The 18,647-nt window shown below is 66.1% G+C and carries 16 protein-coding genes; 11 read left to right on the top strand and 5 right to left on the bottom strand.

Annotated elements, in window-relative coordinates; all coding sequences use genetic code 11:
• The first annotated feature begins 423 nt into the window (after window positions 1-423).
• The 7 genes from LWC34_RS43835 (at window position 424) to LWC34_RS43815 (ending at window position 7,182) form a co-directional block, all read left to right on the top strand.
• On the top strand, window positions 424-1,647 hold the full coding sequence (locus LWC34_RS43835) for a thiolase family protein (protein ID WP_233731221.1): 1,224 nt from the start codon (window positions 424-426) through the stop codon (window positions 1,645-1,647).
• Window positions 1,644-3,719: a 3-hydroxyacyl-CoA dehydrogenase NAD-binding domain-containing protein gene (locus LWC34_RS43830; RefSeq protein ID WP_233731220.1), complete on the top strand. Its 2,076-nt coding sequence runs from the start codon at window positions 1,644-1,646 to the stop codon at window positions 3,717-3,719. Before LWC34_RS43835 ends, LWC34_RS43830 begins: the two co-directional genes overlap by 4 nt.
• 630 nt (window positions 3,720-4,349) lie before the next feature.
• A complete protein-coding gene (locus tag LWC34_RS58380; protein WP_308200227.1) occupies window positions 4,350-4,901 on the top strand; it encodes a PHP domain-containing protein in 552 nt (183 codons plus the stop codon).
• On the top strand, window positions 4,898-5,668 hold the full coding sequence (locus LWC34_RS58375; protein ID WP_308200226.1) for a CehA/McbA family metallohydrolase domain-containing protein: 771 nt from the start codon (window positions 4,898-4,900) through the stop codon (window positions 5,666-5,668). The genes LWC34_RS58380 and LWC34_RS58375 overlap by 4 nt, the downstream gene beginning before the upstream one ends.
• 41 nt (window positions 5,669-5,709) lie before the next feature.
• Window positions 5,710-5,886, top strand: coding sequence for a hypothetical protein (locus tag LWC34_RS58370; RefSeq protein WP_308200225.1), 177 nt, complete (start codon window positions 5,710-5,712; stop codon window positions 5,884-5,886).
• A 35-nt stretch (window positions 5,887-5,921) separates the two neighbouring features.
• On the top strand, window positions 5,922-6,719 hold the full coding sequence (locus LWC34_RS43820; protein WP_233734032.1) for a DUF72 domain-containing protein: 798 nt from the start codon (window positions 5,922-5,924) through the stop codon (window positions 6,717-6,719).
• A gap of 142 nt (window positions 6,720-6,861) precedes the next feature.
• A complete protein-coding gene (locus tag LWC34_RS43815) occupies window positions 6,862-7,182 on the top strand; it encodes a peptidase inhibitor family I36 protein (RefSeq protein WP_233731219.1) in 321 nt (106 codons plus the stop codon).
• A 133-nt stretch (window positions 7,183-7,315) separates the two neighbouring features.
• Here LWC34_RS43815 and LWC34_RS43810 read toward each other — a convergent pair whose 3' ends face one another.
• The 3 genes from LWC34_RS43810 to dxs are packed head-to-tail and all read right to left on the bottom strand — an operon-like array spanning window position 7,316 to window position 11,037.
• On the bottom strand, window positions 7,316-8,443 hold the full coding sequence (locus LWC34_RS43810) for a sensor histidine kinase (protein WP_233731218.1): 1,128 nt from the start codon (window positions 8,441-8,443) through the stop codon (window positions 7,316-7,318).
• Complete coding sequence (locus LWC34_RS43805) at window positions 8,440-9,117, bottom strand: response regulator transcription factor (RefSeq protein ID WP_233731217.1); 678 nt, start codon at window positions 9,115-9,117, stop codon at window positions 8,440-8,442. The genes LWC34_RS43810 and LWC34_RS43805 overlap by 4 nt, the downstream gene beginning before the upstream one ends.
• A 3-nt stretch (window positions 9,118-9,120) precedes the next feature.
• Complete coding sequence (gene dxs / locus LWC34_RS43800; RefSeq protein WP_233731216.1) at window positions 9,121-11,037, bottom strand: 1-deoxy-D-xylulose-5-phosphate synthase; 1,917 nt, start codon at window positions 11,035-11,037, stop codon at window positions 9,121-9,123.
• Window positions 11,038-11,228: 191 nt separating this feature from the next.
• Here dxs and LWC34_RS43795 point away from each other — a divergent pair, with 191 nt between their 5' ends.
• The 4 genes from LWC34_RS43795 (at window position 11,229) to LWC34_RS43780 (ending at window position 15,332) form a co-directional block, all read left to right on the top strand.
• Window positions 11,229-12,671, top strand: coding sequence for a hypothetical protein (locus LWC34_RS43795; protein ID WP_233731215.1), 1,443 nt, complete (start codon window positions 11,229-11,231; stop codon window positions 12,669-12,671).
• Between the two features lie 132 nt (window positions 12,672-12,803).
• Window positions 12,804-13,190, top strand: a complete 387-nt coding sequence (locus tag LWC34_RS43790) for a hypothetical protein (protein WP_233731214.1) — start codon at window positions 12,804-12,806, stop codon at window positions 13,188-13,190.
• Window positions 13,191-13,326: 136 nt separating this feature from the next.
• On the top strand, window positions 13,327-13,752 hold the full coding sequence (locus LWC34_RS43785) for a WD40 repeat domain-containing protein (RefSeq protein ID WP_233731213.1): 426 nt from the start codon (window positions 13,327-13,329) through the stop codon (window positions 13,750-13,752).
• A gap of 104 nt (window positions 13,753-13,856) precedes the next feature.
• The gene (locus tag LWC34_RS43780; RefSeq protein ID WP_233731212.1) at window positions 13,857-15,332 is read left to right on the top strand and encodes an aldehyde dehydrogenase family protein; all 1,476 of its coding nucleotides are present in this window, start codon (window positions 13,857-13,859) and stop codon (window positions 15,330-15,332) included.
• Here LWC34_RS43780 and LWC34_RS43775 read toward each other — a convergent pair.
• Both LWC34_RS43775 and LWC34_RS43770 read right to left on the bottom strand, forming a co-directional pair.
• Window positions 15,316-16,557 (bottom strand): class I SAM-dependent RNA methyltransferase, encoded by a 1,242-nt coding sequence (locus LWC34_RS43775; RefSeq protein ID WP_233731211.1) that lies wholly within the window; start codon window positions 16,555-16,557, stop codon window positions 15,316-15,318. The genes LWC34_RS43780 and LWC34_RS43775 overlap by 17 nt on opposite strands.
• On the bottom strand, window positions 16,554-18,554 hold the full coding sequence (locus LWC34_RS43770) for an APC family permease (RefSeq protein ID WP_233731210.1): 2,001 nt from the start codon (window positions 18,552-18,554) through the stop codon (window positions 16,554-16,556). Before LWC34_RS43770 ends, LWC34_RS43775 begins: the two co-directional genes overlap by 4 nt.
• Window positions 18,555-18,647 lie beyond the last annotated feature (93 nt).

The raw sequence follows: 18,647 nt of genomic DNA, 5'->3' as shown, positions 1-18,647 counted from the left end.
TCGGCCGCCCGGCGCGACCTTCTACCAAGCAGCCCTGCGCACTGTCATGAAGCCGTCGCGCGCACGCGCCAACTCAGCCCACGCCACACCGCAGGCACCCTCGGCTCCTCCTGCCAAACCACGTCCACCCCAACCCGCTGGAATCGCTCCCAGTCCCACTCACACCCCTCCCCGCCTGCGAGGGGGACCCCTAATTTCAGGCTATGGGAATGGCGAGAGGGCTCGGAAGTACGGCGATGCCTTCGCTGTGGACAACTGCGTGCTGTGGACAAGTCGGGCCGAATTCGCATGAGGGGCTTGACGGCGGACGTGACACACACGACAGAGGGACCACTGTAGTTACCGGCGGGTAACAAGGGCTAGAGTTGACGTCACGGCCGCCCCTACCGGCGGGTAACCCAGAGACACGAGGGAGGACTTGCCGTGGCCGCACCAGCACCTACAAGTGCTGCGCGAGCCCTTCGCAACGTCGTCTTCGTCGACGGCGTTCGCACGCCGTTCGGCAAGGCAGGCAAGAAGGGCATCTACGCCGAGACTCGCGCGGACGACTTGGTCGTCAAGGTCATCCGCGAACTGCTGCGCAGGCACCCCCAGCTGCCGCCGGAGCGCGTCGACGAGGTCGCGATCGCCGCGACCACCCAGATCGGCGACCAGGGCCTGACCATCGGCCGGACCGCCGCGCTGCTGGCCGGGCTGCCGAAGTCGGTGCCGGGCTTCGCGATCGACCGGATGTGTGCGGGCGCCATGACCGCCGTGACCACCACCGCGAGCGGTATCGCCTTCGGCGCGTACGACATCGCCATCGCGGGCGGTGTCGAGCACATGGGGCGTCACCCGATGGGTGAGGGCGTCGACCCGAACCCACGGTTCCTGTCCGACAAGATCGTTGACCCGTCCGCGCTTGTGATGGGTCAGACGGCGGAGAACCTGCACGACCGGTTCCCGCACCTGACCAAGGAGCGCGCGGACAAGTTCGCCGCTGCGTCGCAGGAGAAGTACGCCGAGGCCGTGAAGACCGGCAAGATCGGTCCTGAGTTCGTGCCCGTCGCGACCCGTTCCGCCGAGCTTGGCTGGGGTCTGGCAACCGAGGACGAGCCGCCACGGCCAGGCACCACAGTCGAAACCCTGGCGGAGCTCAAGACGCCGTTCCGCCCGCACGGCCGGGTGACCGCGGGTAACGCGGCTGGTTTGAACGACGGTGCGACCGGCGCACTGCTGGCCGACGAGGAGACCGCTCGCGAGCTGGGTCTGCCGATCGGCATGAGGCTCGTGGGCTACGCCTTCGCGGGTGTCGAGCCCGAGGTGATGGGTGTGGGCCCGGTGCCCGCGACCGAGAAGGCACTCAAGCGGGCAGGGCTGAGCATCGAGGACATCGGCCTTTTCGAGGTCAACGAGGCATTCGCCGTGCAGGTGCTTGCGTTCCTCGACCACTTCGGCATCGCCGACGACGACCCACGCGTGAACAAGTGGGGTGGCGCGATCGCCACCGGTCACCCGCTCGCCTCGTCCGGCGTGCGGCTGATGACGCAACTGTCGCACCAGTTCGCCGAGCACCCCGAGGTGCGCTACGGCATCACCACGATGTGTATCGGTATCGGCATGGGCGGCACCGTGATCTGGGAGAACCCACACTGGAGCGGCAAGTGACTGACGAAGTTGTGACCCACGCGTTCACCAGGACGATCCGGGTACCCGGCCTCGCCAAGCCGGTCGCACTGATCACTTTGGACAACGGCTTCGACCACACCAAGCCGAACACCTTCGGCCAGGAGGGGCTCAACAGCCTCAGTGCCGCGTTCGACGCGGCCGTGCAGGCCGACCCCGCGGCCATCGCGGTCACCGGCAAGCCGTTCATCTTCGCTGTCGGCGCGGACCTGACCGGCGTTGGCCAGGTCACCGACCACGCCACCGCGTTGGCCATCGGCCAGCAGGGACACGACGTGTTCCGCAAGTTCACCGACTCGAAGGTGCCCACGTTCGCGTTCATCAACGGCGCGGTCATGGGTGGCGGGCTCGAACTGGCTTTGTCCTGCCACTACCGGACGATCGCGTCGAACGTGGCCGCGATCGCGCTGCCGGAGTGTTTCCTCGGCCTGTTTCCGGGCTGGGGCGGTACGCAGCTGCTGCCGAACCTGATCGGCGCGGACCGCGCGGTGACCGTGATCATCGAGAACGCGTTGAACCAGAACAAGATGCTCAAGCCCAAGCAGGCGTTCGAGCTTGGCATCGCCGACGTCCTGCTGGACTCGCCGGACTACATCGAGCAGTCACTGACGTGGCTTGCGGACGTGGTCAACGGCAAGACCACTGTGCAGCGCGCGGAAATCGACCGCGGCGAGGCATGGGACGCGGCAATTGCCCGCGCCCGCGCGATCGTCGAGGGCAAGACGCACGGCGCCGCACCCGGCCCGAACAAGGCAGTGGAACTGCTGGAGTTGGCCCGGCACAACGACTTGGATCGTGGCTACGCGGCCGAGACCGAGGCGCTGGCCGATGTCGTGATGAGCGACGAGCTGCGCGCAGGCCTCTACTCATTCAACCTCGTGCAGAAGCGCGCCCGGCGCCCAGCGGGTGCGCCGGACAAGTCGCTGGCCCGTCCGGTCACCAAGGTGGGCATCGTCGGCGCAGGCCTGATGGCCTCGCAGATGGCCTTGTTGTTCGCCCGCCGGCTGCATGTTCCGGTTGTGCTGACGGACATCGACCAGGCACGCGTGGACAAGGGCGTCGGCTACGTGCACACCGAGGTCGACAAACTCGCAGGCAAGAAGCGGATCTCCCCCGACGAAGCGAACCGCTTGAAGGCACTGGTGTCCGGCGCGCTGGACAAAGCGGCCTTCGCCGACGCGGACTTCGTGATCGAGGCGGTTTTCGAGAACCTGGAAGTCAAGCAGCAGGTCTTCGCCGAGGTCGAAGAGCACGTCTCGGCCGAGTGCGTGCTGGCGACCAACACCTCCTCACTGTCCATTACGGACATGGCCGCCAAGCTGCGGCACCCGGAGCGAGTCGTGGGCTTCCACTTCTTCAACCCGGTCGCGGTCATGCCGCTGCTGGAGATCATCCGCGCCGACAAGACCGACGACGCGACCCTGGCCACCGCGTTCAAGGTGGGCAAGGAGCTGAAGAAGTCGTCGGTGCTGGTCAAGGACGCACCCGCGTTCGTGGTCAACCGCCTGCTCACCCGGTTCCTCGGCGAGATCACCGCGGCACTGGACGAAGGCACGCCGTTCGACGTGGCCGACCACGCGCTCGACCCGCTCGGCCTGCCGATGACGCCGATGATCCTGCTGCAACTGGTGGGCCCGGCCGTTGGCCTGCATGTCGCAGAGGTCATGCACAACGCGTTCCCTGACCGTTTCGGCGTCAGCGAGAACATGAAGCGCTTCGTCGAAGCGGGCAAGACCGCGGTGTGGCAATGGGACGCGCAGGGCAACCAGACGCTCGACCCTGAGGTCGCGGCGCTCTGGCAGACAGGCGACTCGCCCTCCACCTCCGAGCAGTTGCTCGACCGCACGCTGGCCGCATTGGCCGACGAGGTCCGCCGCATGCTGGACGAAGGCGTCGTGGCCGAGGCACAGGACATCGACCTGTGCCTGATCCTCGGCGCGGGCTGGCCGTTCTGGCTCGGCGGCATCACGCCATACCTCGACCGCTCGGGTGTGTCCGAGCGCGTCACAGGCAAGCGGTTCCTCGAACCGGGTGTGGCGAGCGTTCCCCGATAGTCCCTCCTTTTCCTCAAGTGGCCCCTGCCTTGTCAGGGGCCACTTGTGTTTGCGCCAGTAGATTCAACCGACGCCGCTGCTCGCTGTTGGCTCATAGTGCTCTGTCTCCTGCGGAACAAGCGTTGGGGCTCAAGTCCTTCAGCTCCAAGGAGAACCGTCGGCGACATCAACCGGCGTATCGTCGACCCGCTCCGCATCGTCCTATGAGGACAAAGCGGACGACGCCAGGCCTGCTCGATCACTGCAGTCGACTCGCTCGGAGACTCCGAACGAACCTTTGGCGGTGCCAGAGTCGATGCCTTCAGATGCTGAACAAAGCCTTCGTAGAACGCCCGACGGCGAGCAGCACCGAGTCAATGACGCTCCTTTCCCGACACCACGTTTGACACCCATCAGTGCCCACCAAGACGCCCCAGAACGATTTCAGCTCCCTCGACGGATCGCGGAGCACACTTTCGGATCCTCACGGACACGCCGTATCCTTCTCGCGGTGCATCCACGTCGATATGGCAAACGACCTGGTTCGCTCGTAGATCGGCAATGACGAATCGACCGGCGACATGCGCCTCCTCTGTCAGGGGTCATCTGCTGGTCATCTAATGGCCGTGTTGGACACATAGCGTCCGGCCCATGAGCTCCTCCCGAAGACGATTTCTCACCCTGGGCGCGGCTGTCGCGGGCGCCTCCTTGGGCGCCGCGCCACCGGTTTCCGCCGACATCACCACCGAGCTTGGGCGGCTGCTCGGCCGCAACCGGTACCGTTGGCTCGTCGGCGATCACCACACGCATACGCAGTACTCGTATGACGCGATGTACACCGTCGACAACGTGGTGGCGGGTGCCCGCCTACACGGTGCCGACTGGTTGGTGATCACCGACCACGGGTATCCGGCGCACGAGAAGTCCTCGGTCGAGGCCACCAATGTGGACGTCCGGGCAGCCCGTCGCAAGCATCGCGACGTCCTGCTGTGGCAAGGAATCGAGTGGAATGTGCCCGGTGCCGAGCACGCCACTGTCTTCTTTACCCCAGGGCACGACGAAGCCACGTTGCTACGCAGGTTCGAGCGTGACCACGACTCTCGCCTGACCAATTCGAGGCCGGGTCTCCCGAGAATGAGGCAAAAGCGCTTGCGGCCGTTCGTTGGCTGCGGCAGAACACGCGCGACCCGATCGTCGTCGTGAACCATCCCAGCCGTAACGGCCGTGTGGCCCCGCACGAGCTACGCACCATGCGTGACGCCGGCCTCGTCATCGGAATGGAAGGCGCGCCCGGCGCGCAGGCCGACGGTTTCCCCAAGCCGAACGGGAATGGCGGCGCGCGCGGCGGTTACGTCAACAACCCCGGTGCTGATTCGTGGCCCGGATACCCGGCCGAGGCCTACCTTACGTACGGCGGGTTCGACTGGATGACCGCGAAACTAGGTGGCGTATGGGACTCCCTTCTGGCTGAGGGCAAGGGTTTCTGGATCACGAGCAACTCCGACTCCCACTACAACAGGGGTGACGTGTTGACCCGGCCAGCCGTGCCCGGCGACTACTACGACAAGGTCGGGAAGTATCCGGACCCGATCCATTCCGGTGTGCCACAACCACTCGCGCCCTACGCCGACTTCCACCCCGGCGAGTTCAGCCGGACCTACGTCGGCACCACCGCTCGTACCCACTCCGCCGTCGCGTCCGCCCTACGCGCCGGCCGGATCTGGGTGACCCACGGTGGCCTCGTCGACAACCTTGAATTCGCTGCCTATGGCGACGGCCAGGTCGCCACATACGGCGAGCGCATCCGGGTTCGCCGAGGTTCGTCGGTCACTGTCGTCATCGCGGCCCGGTTGGCTTATCGCCCCAACGGAAGCGGCTCGATCCCCAAGCTACGTCGTCTCGACCTGATTCAAGGCCATGTCACTGGAACCGCTTCACCGGATGTTTTTCCGCCCCCTCGACCATCGTAGCGCAATCTTTCTCGCCTCGCTCGTGGCCCAGGCACACCGTTTTGTTCCAGCACACGTTCCGCGACGTCCGCGCGCCTTTCCATGCGCGAGTCCGTGGCACAGACGGCAATCGCCACTCCGCCGGCGGCATCGAACCGGTTTCCGACGTCATCGGCGACTCCGATCCCTTCAAGGATCTGTGGTGCTACACGAACCCGGTGTTCGTCGACGTGTGGTGACCAGTCCTGGCGGGTACACCTGACTCGTGATCCGGATCGGGACTTCGGGCTGGCTGTACCCGCCGTGGCGTGGCGTGTTCTACCCGAAAGGGCTACCACACCGGCGGGAGCTGGAGTACATCTCCCGGCAGGTCGACTCCGTGGAGATCAACGGTTCTTTCTATTCGCTGCAACGGCCAACCAGTTACCAGCGGTGGTCCGCCGAGACGCCGGACGACTTCGTGTTCGCGGTGAAGGGCGGCCGGTTCATCACACATATGAAGCGTCTCAAGGACGTCGAGACACCGCTCGCCAACTTCTTCGCGTCCGGCGTGCTGGCCCTTGAGCACAAACTCGGCCCTGTGCTCTGGCAGTTCCCCGCGAGCTTCCCCTTCGACGAAGGCCTGTTCAGCCAGTTCTTCGCACTGCTGCCGCGATCAACCTACTCAGCCGCCTCGCTGGCCGAGGGCCATGACTCCCGGTTGGATGGTCGCTCGTGGACCGAAGTGTCGGACGACCGTCCCATCCGGCACGCCGTGGAGGTCCGACATCCGAGCTTCGCCGATCCATCGTTCGCGAAGCTGTTGCGAGGCAACGACATTGCCATGGTCGTCGCCGATACCGCAGGCAAGTTCCCGTACTTCGATGACGTCACAACAGATTTCGTCTACATCCGGCTGCATGGTGACGTCGAGCTCTACGCAAGCGGATACAGCGACGAAGCGCTTGACCTGTGGGCCAACAGGATCCGGCAGTGGAACACCGACACGTATGTCTACTTTGACAACGACATCAAAGTGAAGGCGCCGGGCGACGCCATAGCGTTACGAAAGCGCCTCCCCAACACACGATAGGGTGACTAATCCCGAAATCAGCGGACAGCGAAGCCCAAACGCGCGAATCTCGAAGGGCGCGGCCAATCGCTGGCCGCAAGATCGAGGGGATCACACAATGTCAAAGCTTGTTCAGCGCGCCGTTTTCACTAGCTTGCTCGTCATGGGCACCGCCTTCTCGGCCTCGCCCGCGTCAGCCGCGGACACCGTGCCGAAGTGCGATCGTGGCGAGTTTTGCGCCTGGCCAAAGGAAAACTACGCGGGTAACGCGGTCAGACACAATCTGGAGACCGCCAATCCCGGCGAGTGCGTCTCGCTCGGCGGCGTTGTCGCCAAGTCGGTCGCCAATCGCATGACCAAGGATGTCACTGTCTACCAAGGGGAAACCTGCTCGACCGAGGCGGAGTTCACCACGTATCCCAAGGGCGGCACGTTCGTCCCCGACGCGCCGTTCGTGGTGAAGGCGATCCAGATCTGGGAGTAGCCGGCGCTTCCCCGTCACCTTGAGAGAAAGGAGTCGCACATGCGGACCACTATCCGGATGTGGTGACGTCCAAGTCCGCATAGGACACCCGTGAGCGACGACCGCCCCTGTCGTCTCGCGTGGCCAAGGACGATCAGAGCTTGGCTGGGAGGTGGACTTCCACCGACAGGCCGCCCTCGGGCACAGGGTAGGCACTGACCTGGCCGTGGTGGGCAATCACGACGGCTCGCACGATCGACAGGCCCAATCCGGTGCCGGACTGGGCTGTGCGATCGACGCCGCCGCGACGGAACGGCTCGAAGAGTTCACCGACGCGGGTGGCATCGATGTGCGGGCCGGAAGAGCTCACGCGCAGCGTCGCCCATTCCGGGTTCGCTGATGTGCGTACATCTATCCATCCACCGTCCACGTTGTGACGGACGGCGTTTTCAAGGAGGTTGCCAGCGACACGTTCAAGCAAGGCCGGGTCGCCGATGGCCGGTGCCGGCGCGGCATGAAATGTCGGGGTGATGCCGCGGGGTTCGGCTTCGGCGCGGACACCATGCCAGGCGGTGGCCACCGTACTGGCCAAGTCGACTGGTTCGCGGACGCCCAAGCCCATGCCGTCGGTGCGGGCGAGCAGAAGCAGGGCGTCCACGAGCTGACCTGACCGGAGGGTCGCGGCGCGCACCACGCCAGCCATCCGGCGCAGTTCGGCGACGTCCGCGTCGGGATCGGCGAGGGTGACGTCCAGTTCGGTGCGAATCACCGACAGGGGCGTGCGCAGTTCGTGGCTCGCGTTGGCCACGAACCGGCGCTGTGACTCGAACGCCGCCTGCAGGCGGGCGAGCATGGCGTCAAAGGTGTCGGCCAGCTCAGCGAGCTCATCGCGGGGACCGTCGTAGGCGATGCGCGAGCTGAGCGACTCGGCCGACAGTCGGCGGGCGGTCATGGTGACCTCCCGCAACGGTCGGAGGATGCGGCCCGTCAGGGTCCAGGAAAGGAGGGCAGCGGCAGCGACCACAGCAGCGAAGGCGATGCCGCCGAAGACCAGAATGCGTTCACGGACGTCGTTCTGCATGATCTTGGCGAGCTCGGACGCGTCGATCTGCCTGCCGTTCACCACGACGGGTGTGTCCCCAGGCAGTGTCGGCACCGAGCCCACCACGTCTCCGGCGAGCAACCAGCCAAGCCACAACAACATCACGCTGACCGCTGCGGCCAGGCCAGTGGCCAGCAGCGTGATGCGGACTCGCAGGCGGAGCCCGCGCCTGGTGGTCACCCCTCTGCGGAGCCGGCCACCGGGACCCGGTAGCCAGACCCGACAACGGTGTCGATCAGGCCGGGTTCGCCCAGCTTCTTGCGCAACGTCATGACCGTCACGCGGACGGTGGTGGTGAACGGGTCAGCGTTCTCGTCCCAGACCCGTTCAAGCAGCTCCTCGCTGCTCACCACCGACCCGCCCGCGGCGAGCAGCACCTCGAGCACGCCGAACTCCTTGCGGGTCAGCTCCACGGCGCGGCCAGCCCGGCTGACTGTGCGCTTGGCTGGGTCGAGTTCGAGGTCGCCGACGGTCAGCACCGGCGGTGTCGCGGGTGTGGCGCGACGAGCCAGCGCCCGCACGCGGGCAACGAGCTCGGGGAAGGCGAACGGTTTGGCCAGGTAGTCGTCCGCGCCGAGGGACAGGCCCTCGACGCGGTCCTCAACCGTGCCACTCGCGGTCAGCATCAGCACGCGGGTGAGCGCGCCAGAGGAGACGATCTCGCGGCACAGCTCGTCGCCGGACATGCCCGGCAGATCACGGTCGAGCACGATCACGTCGTACCGCGTGATCGTGGACTTCTCGTGACCAGCGTCGCCATCCAGCGCGACGTCGACGGCCATGCCCTCCCGGCGAAGGCCGCGGGCGATCGCCTCGGCCAATGCCTCTTCGTCCTCGACTACCAGAACTCGCACTTATCAGTCCTTCGTGGACGCTCTGACTTCGTGAGCGGCGGGTTCACCGAGCCGGCCAGCGGCCCATTCGGTGACTCGCCTGGCCACGTCCTGCGCGGTCAGCCCGAGTTCGGCGAGCACCTCCGCGCGGGTGCCGTGGTCATGGAACTGTTGTGGCACACCGAGATCGCGCAGCGGAACGTCCACTTCGGCGTCCCGCAACGCGGCGGCGAGCGCCCAGCCGAAGCCGCCGTGCCTGCCGCCGTCCTCAATGGTCACGACCATCCGGTGCCGTGCGGCCATCTCCACGAGCTGTGCCGGGACCGGAGTGATCCACCGCGGGTCGACGACCGTGACGCCGATCCCCTGGTCCGACAGGCGTTCGGCGGCGGCCAAACCGAGCTCGCCGAACACACCGACCGCGACAAGGAGGATGTCTTCGCTTTCAGTCGGGCGGCGCAACACGTCGACGCCACCGACCCGTTCGATCGCCGGGATCTCAGCGCCGACCGCGGCCTTCGGGAATCGAAGGACGGTCGGGCCGTCGTTCACGTCGGTCGCTTCGCGCAACAACTCGGACAACGTCTGAGCGTCCCGTGGCGCGCACACGCGGATCCCAGGAATGGTGCCCAGGATCGAGATGTCCCACATGCCGTGGTGGCTGGCGCCGTCCGGACCGGTGATTCCCGCACGGTCCAATACGACGGTGACCGGCTGCTTGTGCAGCGCGACGTCCATCAGCAACTGGTCGAATGCACGGTTGAGGAAGGTCGCGTACACCGCGACCACCGGGTGCACGCCGCCCATGGCCAGGCCAGCGGCCGAGGTGAGCGCGTGCTGCTCGGCGATGCCCACGTCGAAACAGCGCCCGGGGAACCGGGCGGCGAACTTGTCGAGGCCGGTCGGGCCGAGCATCGCGGCGGTGATCGCCACGATGTCCTCACGGTCCGCACCGAGCCGGACCAGCTCGTCGGAGAACACCGACGACCAGGTCGCCTTCTTCGGGTTGACCGGCTCGCCGGTGATGGGGTCCATCACGTCGGTGGCGTGCATCTGGTCGGCTTCGTGGTTCTCGGCAGGCGCGTAGCCGTTGCCCTTGCGCGTCGCCGCGTGCACGACGACGGGGCCGCCGTACTCCTTGGCCCGGCGCAGCGCGGCTTCCATCGCGTGCACGTCGTGGCCGTCGACCGGGCCGACGTACTTCAGGCCGAGGTCCTCGAACATCATCTGCGGGCTCAGCGCGTCTTTGATGCCGCGCTTGGCCGCATGCAGCGCCGCGTAGATCGGCTTGCCGACGACCGGCGTGTTCTGCAGGACCTTGCGGCCACCTTCGAGCGCCTTCTCGTACCCAGGCTGCAGGCGCAGCGACGCGAGGTGATCAGCCAGGCCGCCGATGGTCGGCGCGTAGGACCTGCCGTTGTCGTTGACCACGATCACGATGGGGCGGGTGTGGTCCGCGGCGATGTTGTTCAGCGCTTCCCAGCACATGCCGCCGGTCAGCGCGCCGTCACCGACGATCGCGACCACGTGCCGCCGCTGGGAGCGAAGCTGGAATGCCTTTGCCAGTCCGTCGGCATAGGACAGTGCGGTGGACGCGTGACTGTTCTCCACCAAGTCGTGTTCGCTTTCCGCACGCGACGGGTAACCCGACATGCCACCGCGCTGGCGCAACGTGTCGAATCCCGCGGCGCGGCCAGTCACGATCTTGTGTACGTAGCTTTGGTGACCGGTGTCGAAGACGATCGCGTCGCTCGGTGAGTCGAAAACCCGGTGCACCGCCAGGGTCAGCTCGACAACCCCCAAGTTGGGGCCGAGATGCCCACCGGTCCGTGCGACCTTTTCGACAAGGAACGAGCGGATCTCGCCGGCGAGCCGGATCACCTCCTCGTCGGTGAGGCGCTTCAAGTCGGTCGGTCCGTGCAGGGTCTCAAGCAGAGTCACTGCTTCCACCTCGTCTGAGTCGCTCCACTCCGTACTCGTGTGCCCGGCTTCCCGCCCCAACCGGCTTCCAGCAAGTCTACGGACGGTTGCGTAGTGCTGGCCGGGCGGCACGAACCTGGCCTTACGCCCGGCCCGTAAGTTGTAAGGTCCCTGCAGGAACGCTGGGTCAGGGAGGACCGGGGGAGATGAGCGTGCCAGAAGTTGATCAGCAGCAGCTGATCAGGCGGATCGGCCGGGCGCTACTTGGGGCGGCGCCACCGAACTGGAAGCAGATCCGGGCCGAATACCGGTCGGCTGGCCGGCATATCGAGGTCGATGTGGCCCTGACGACCAACGACGACCAGACATTCCCGATCCGGCCAGCGATGGACGTGGTGGAACTGTTCGGTGAACTGCGCGCGGCGATGTACCGGCCCGGCAGAGGAACCTGGCTTTCCGGCGTCTACCTGCTGGATCACCCGTCGAAGTTCAGTGCGGAGTTCGAGCCGGACACCGAGCCGCGCTGGCGCAGGATGCCGCCGCCGATCGGGTTCCAGGACGAGCTGCGCCAATTCCCCCGTGAGGATGCCCACATCCCCGAGTGGCTGCGTGCCCGCGCCGGACTTCCGCCAGTCGTGGACCAATCGCCAGGCGGCCCCGCGCATCCAGGCACCCCGCCGCCCGCAGGAGCCGTGCATCCAGGCGCCGCGCCCGGATCAGCAGGGCCTGCCGGTGCGCCGCAATTCACACCGCCACACGGCCCGGTTGGTGCGCCTATGCAGCCACCCGGCACCACGCCACCAGGCGGACCAGCGGGTCCCGGAGCCACGCCCCCTGGCTTCGCAGCAGGTTCCTCCGGAGCAGCTGGCTTCGCGGGTGGACCGGTTTCGGCAGGTCCAGGTCAGGCAGACTTCGGGCCGGACACGCCGCCAGGCGGAACACCGCTGCCACCGCCAGGAACGTCTGGGTTCGACACGCCTGCACCTGGCGAAATGCCGCAGCCGGGTCCTGCTGGGTTCAGCCCAACCAAGCCGCCGGGCGAGCTGCCTCATTCCGGCACAATGGGATTCGGACCAGCCACGCCACCCGGCGGAACGCCAGTGCCACCGCCAAGGATGACTGGCTTCAGCGCTCCTGGCGAGATGCCGCGATCAGGTTCTCCTGGATTCGGGGCAGGTACAACTCCAGCCGAATTCGGCAGACCCCTACCTGGCGAGGCGCACCAATCGGGCTCGCCTGGGTTTGGCCTCAGCACGCCACCGTTGGGTGAGATGCCGCAGTCGGGCTCGGGTGGGTTCGGGATGGGCACGCCAGCGGGTGGCACACCGCTGCCACCTATGCCACCGCCATCGGGACCTACTGGGTTCTGGTCTGCTTCACCAGGTGAATCTCCTCAAGCTGGGCCTGCTGGGTTTGGTCCGGGGGCACTTCCGGGCGGGGACTCTTTCGGAGCTTCCGGGCTCACGGGTTTCGGGGGTGGTCCGCAGGGCGGGGAGCCGCAGGCCTTCGCGTCCGGTGGGCTGTCTTCAGACGGTCCTTTGGGCGTTGGTTCTCCTGGTTCTTTGTCTGCTCAGGCTGAGCCGGGTGGGCTGGTCAGCAGCATGCCTCCTGAGGGGGTTGTCCCGCCGCCACCGCAGCGTCCGGGGCAGCAGTAATCCGGGTGGCCGCTTGCTCTGTGTCCGGGTCAGGCGGAGGATCCTGCTTCTGGCACTTGTCCGGGTTTGGGGGAGATTCGAGGGTGGGGCTTATTCCGGATCGCGACACACGTGTCCGCGAGGGTGACGCACTTGAGTGCGGCGGGCGGTGACGTTTACGCGCTTGAGCGGCAGGAGACTGAACCGGCCATCGTGACTGTCAAATGCTGGCAGTGCGGCGCGACCGTGGCGATCTACGCGGCGGCTCGCAAGGATGTTGCTCGTGAGCGGCGGACTTATCTCATCCGGGCTGTACTCACGGCTGCGATCACTTTGGCTGTCGTCATGCTTGTCGCTTGGGCTTTTCGGGCGGGGGCGGGGACTGTTGGCGTTTTCTTGCTCATCGGTGGCTTGATCACGGCGTGGTTGACGATGGCGAACCTTGGCCACGCCATGCTCAGCCAGGAATGCGGCGTCACGTACGAGAGCACCGAAGGCTCCGACGTTTTCCATGAGGCTGAGTTCGGCTACGCCTCCTGATCGGGACACAAGTCAGACTTCATCGAACCGGGGGTCGGATTGAGCTCGTCGCGGAGGCGGACCACGACCGCGGGAGCGGTGATCCTGGTCAACATTTCGGCCGCCATCGCGATCAATCTGCTCACATCGAGCTGGAGTGAGGCGAAGTGACCGCAAGCCCGACTTCGATGTCGTCATCGCGCGGGACAGCGCTTGGCTTGCCGTCAGCGCGGGGAACACCGTTCATATTGTCGACCCCAAAACCGGCGGCACCATCAAGACGTCGACTTTCGACGAAGCCGTTGATGTCTACGAGTCGTGGTCCGTCGGCACCGAATTCCTGGTCGACGAGGAGGCTTTGACGGCTGATTATGGGAGCTGGTCGCTTGATGGTGCCTTGCCGGCCACGGTGTCTGGTGACCAGACTTTGCGCATCCACCGGGGCACCGACTGGTCCTGCCTGACTGAGCTTCGGCGCGATGGTGAGATCCATGGCTGCGCGTGGCTGGATGGCACGCGGTTGGTCGCTGTCGGTGGACGTGGCGTGTACTGGCTGAAGTACGAGGCCGGGGACGCCGACTGATCGAGTTGGTGTTGCGCATCGTGATGCTGGGTCGCAGAGTTTCTGGGAATCGCAGGCAGACCCCGTAGGGTGGATTCACTGCGAGATCAAGATCGGAGTTCTGCATGGCCGAGCTGTTCATTGGCGGGGAGTGGGTTTCCGCGCTCGCCGGCGCGACGCGGGAGATCCGGTGCCCTGCTGACGGGTCGTTGGTTGCCACAGTCGACGAGGCGGACGGCACCGATACCGAGGCAGCGATCGACGCGGCACGGCGTGCGTTCGACAGTGGCCCGTGGCCTGGTACTCCGGCAAGTGAACGTGGCGATCTGCTGCTCCGCGTCGCCGATCTGATCAGCCGGGACAAGGACGCTTATGCCCGCGCCGAGTCGCTTGATACAGGCAAGCGCTTGGTTGAGAGCGAGTACGACATGGCCGATGTCGTCTCCTGCTTGCGTTACTTCGGCAAGCTCGCGGCCAGTGAGTCCGGGCGGATCGTCGACGCCGGTAACCCGAACATCGCCAGCAAGATCGTGTACGAGCCGGTTGGCGTGTGCGGACTGATCACTCCGTGGAATTACCCGCTCCTCCAGGCAGTCTGGAAGGTCGCGCCCGCGCTCGCGGCTGGCAACACGTTCGTGCTCAAGCCGAGTGAGCTCACGCCGAGCACCGCGATCTTGCTGATGCGGACGTTGCAGGAAGCCGGTTTGCCGGACGGTGTCGCCAACCTTGTGCTGGGTGCTGGGGCGCAGGCTGGGGCGCCGCTTGCCGAACATCCGGACGTTGACCTTGTGTCGTTCACCGGTGGGCTGACGACTGGGACCCGAATCGCTGCCGCGGCTGCCGCCACGGTCAAGAAAGTCGCGTTGGAGCTGGGCGGCAAGAACCCGAATATCGTGTTCGCGGACGCCGATTTCGAGACCGCTGTCGACTACGCCATCACCGCTGTCTTCCTGCACTCGGGTCAGGTGTGCTCGGCAGGTGCGCGGTTGATCGTGCAGAACGAGCTGCATGACGAGTTCGTCGACGAGATTGTCCGCAGGACCGAACGGATCCGGTTGGGCGGGCCGTTCGATCCGGAGGCCGAGACGGGCCCGCTGATCTCCGCCGCGCACCTGGAGAAGATCGAGCACTACGTCGCCGCCGCAATGACCGAGGGCGCGACCCTGCGCACTGGCGGTTGGCGTCCGGAGGACGAGCGCCTCAAGGAAGGCTTCTACTACCTGCCCACGATCCTCACCGACGTCAAGCAGGGCAGTTACGCGGTGCGCGAGGAAGCGTTCGGCCCGGTGCTGACGGTCGAGCGCTTCACTGACGAGGACGACGCGATCCGTATCGCCAACGACACGCACTACGGCTTGGCCGGTGGTGTGTTCACTCAGGACGGTGACAAGGCGCAGCGTGTGGCGTCGCGGTTGCGGCACGGCACGATCTGGATCAACGACTACCACCCATATCTGCCGCAGGCGGAATGGGGCGGGTTCAAGCGTTCCGGCGTCGGCCGGGAACTCGGCCGCGCGGGGCTGGCCGAGTACCAGGAGGCCAAGCACGTCTACCAGAACCTGCGGCCGGGGCCGCAGTACTGGTTCAGTCGCCCGGAATGAGCAGGACCACCGCCTCGACGTGGTGGGTCATGGGGAACGCGTCGAACGCGCGCACCTGATCCAGCTTGTACCCGTGCAGCATGAACCGGGCGACGTCCCGGCCTAGTGCTGCCGGGTCACAGGCCACGTAGACCACGCGGGCGGGCTTCAGTCCGGCGATGTGGTCGACGACCTCGTGCCCGGCTCCCTTCCGGGGCGGGTCGAGGACGACCACCTCGGGTTTGGTCTCGTCGAGAAGGCCTTCGCGCAACGCTACTTCGACCTTCCTGGACAGGTACTGGACTTGCGGCAGGTCCGCCAACAGTCTTGCCGAGTCCGATGAGGACTGTCCGGCCTGCTCGACGGCCAGCACCGTGCCGTGCGGGCCGACTTGGTCGGCCAGCACCGAAGCGAAAATCCCCACGCCGCTGTACAAATCCCAGGCGCACGCGCCCGGCGAGGCCTTCGCCCACTCCCCCACCACGGCGGCGAGGGTGTCCGCTGCCGCTGGGTGGACCTGCCAGAAGTTGTACGCGTTCATTTCCCAGTGGCGCCCGGCGGCGAATTCGACCGCGGCGTCCGCGTCTCCGGCTATCGGCGTGCGCTGCCAGTGCATCCGGCCTCGGTATCCGCGCATCAGCTTGAGCTGCCTTGCGTGAATCCTTCCGCTGCCGTCACGGACCAGTTCGAGTTCGCTGTCTTTCACGAACTCCTGGCCCGCCACCGATTCGACCAGGCCGGGCACCGTGATCGGGCAGTGCCCGACGGGGATCACGGCGTGGCTTCGGTGCGGGTGGAAACCGGGCAGCTGGTCGTAGCCGACCGCCATTCGCACACGGGTGCGCCAGCCCAGCAGCCCGCCGGTCAGTTCTTCGACGACGATCGGGATTTCCCGGTTGGTGGCCTTGGTGAGGTGTTCCGAGACCACCGCGGCTTTCAGTTTCCGTTGCGCTTCACCGGAAGCGTGCTGCCAGTCGCAGCCTCCGCAGGCTCCTGGCCCGGACAGCGGGCACGGCGGTTCTACCCGATCAGGTGATGCTGTGAGGATTTCCACGGCGTCCGCACGGCAGAACGAACCGCCTTTGTCCTCGGTCACCTCCGCCGTCACGCGCTCGCCCGGCAACGCATGGCGCACAAAGAGAACACGCCCTTCGTACCTGGCTACGCAGTGCCCGCCGTGGGCTACCGGCCCGACTTCGACGTCGAGCCTGCGGCCCTTCCAGTTCACTTTTTCCTGAGCGGTCACTTGTGGTCCTCGCCGTGTAGTCCGCGCCGCACTGATCCGGGCGCGATCACGGCCTTGTCGTGCACCTTCTCGGAGGACGCCAGCTGCCACGGCACGCTGGTGACCATCACGCCAGGCTGGAACAGCAACCGCCCCTTGAGCCGCAACGCGCTTTGGTTGTGCAGGAAATGCTCCCACCACCTACCGACAACGTATTCCGGGATGAACACCGTCACCACGTCCCTCGGGTTCTTGGTGCGCATCCGCTTGACGTAGTCCAGCACGGGCTTGGTGATCTCCCGGTACGGCGACTCGATCACCTTCAGCGGGATCTTGAATCCGTTCGCTTCCCAGTCCTTCACGAGCATCCGGGTGTCCCGATCGTCCACATTGACCGTCACCGCCTCGAGCACGTCCGGCCGGGTGGCCTTGGCGTACGCCAGCGCACGCCGGGTCGGCAGGTGCAGTTTGGACACAAGCACGATGGCGTGGTTGCGCGACGGCATCACGGTCGGCCGATCGTCCTCGGCCTCCCGCAGCTCGTCGGCGACCCGGTCGTAGTGCTTCTTGATCCCGGTCATCAGGGCGAAGATCGCCGTCATCGCGGCGATCGCGATCCACGCGCCGACAAGGAATTTGGTGATCAGCACGATCACGAGGACGGTCCCGGTCATCGCGAGGCCGAACGCGTTGATCGCCTGTGACCGGCGCATCCTGCGGCGCGCCGCGAGGTCGGTCTCGGTGCGCAGCAATCGGTTCCAGTGCCGGATCATCCCGCTTTGGCTCAGTGTGAACGAAACGAACACACCCACGGTGTACAGCGGGATCAGTTTCGTTGGATCCGCGTCAAACGCGATGACGAGCAGAATGGCGAAGCCCGCGAGGAACAGAATGCCGTTGGAGAACGCCAGCCGGTCGCCGCGGGTGTGCAGCTGGCGCGGCAGGTACCGGTCCTGCGCCAGGATCGAGCCGAGCACCGGGAATCCGTTGAACGCCGTGTTCGCGGCCAGTACCAGGATCAGCGCGGTGAACACGATGACGAAGAAGTAGCCGGGCGCGAAACCGGAGAACACCGCTTGGGACAGCTGCGCGATCACGGTCTGCTGCTGGTAGCCGGCCGGCGCGTTGGCCAGCTGGGTTTCCGGGTGTTCGGCGAGTACCACGCCGGTGAGCTGGGCGAGGAAGATCACGCCCATGAACATGGTGACCGCGATCGTGCCGAGCATCAGCAGCGTCGTCGCCGCGTTGCGGGACTTGGGCTTGCGGAAGGCGGGCACGCCGTTGCTGATCGCCTCGACACCGGTCAGCGCGGCGCAGCCCTGTGTGAACGCCCGCAGGACAAGGAACACTAGGGCGAAGCCGACCAGGTGGTCGTTCTCGGCGTGCAGTTCCAGCCCGGAGCTGGCGGCCTTGACGTCGTCGCCGAGTATCAGCGTGCGGAAGAAGCCCCAGCCGAGCATCATGAAGATGCCGACCATGAACGCGTAGGTCGGGATGGCGAAGGCCGTGCCGGACTCCCGGATGCCTCTGAGGTTCACGGCGGTCAGCAGCACGATCGCGACAACGGCGAACAGCACGTTGTTCTCGTGGATCCACGGGACGAGCGCGCCGAGGTTGTCCGCAGCGGACGAAATGGACACAGCGACCGTCAGCACGTAGTCCACCAGCAACGCACTCGCGACCGTGACGCCGGCCTTCGGCCCGAGGTTGACCGTGGCGACCTCGTAGTCACCGCCACCACTGGGGTAGGCGTGCACGTTCTGGCGGTAGCTCATGACCACCGTCAGGAGCACGATGATGACGACGAGACCGATCCACGGCGCGAAGGCGAACGAGGCGATTCCGGCGATGCTGAGGGTCAGAAAGATCTCCTGTGGCGCGTACGCCACGCTCGACAGGGCGTCCGAGGCGAACACGGGCAACGCCACCCGTTTGGGCAGCAGCGTGTGGCCAAGGCTGTCGCTGCGGAAGGGCCTGCCGACGACGAGGCGCTTCGCTGCGGTTGAGAACTTCGACACGGGATCACAGAGTATGTCCTCCCGTCACCCAGGTGGAGCACCGGACGGTAGGTTCTTGCCCGACGATGCGAGAGATCTTCGAGGAGGCTGGTC

This window comes from Kibdelosporangium philippinense (genome assembly GCF_021390435.2).
GTDB classification, from domain to species: Bacteria; Actinomycetota; Actinomycetes; order Mycobacteriales; family Pseudonocardiaceae; genus Kibdelosporangium; species Kibdelosporangium philippinense.
This window is presented reverse-complemented; position numbering and strand designations above follow the sequence as displayed.

Excerpts from the sequence above, each read along its gene's own strand:
- LWC34_RS58380 (WP_308200227.1), top strand. The coding sequence starts at position 4,350 with ATGAGCTCCTCCCGAAGACGATTTCTCACCCTGGGCGCGGCTGTCGCG.
- LWC34_RS43815 (WP_233731219.1), top strand. The coding sequence starts at position 6,862 with ATGGGCACCGCCTTCTCGGCCTCGCCCGCGTCAGCCGCGGACACCGTG.
- LWC34_RS43780 (WP_233731212.1), top strand. The coding sequence starts at position 13,857 with ATGGCCGAGCTGTTCATTGGCGGGGAGTGGGTTTCCGCGCTCGCCGGC.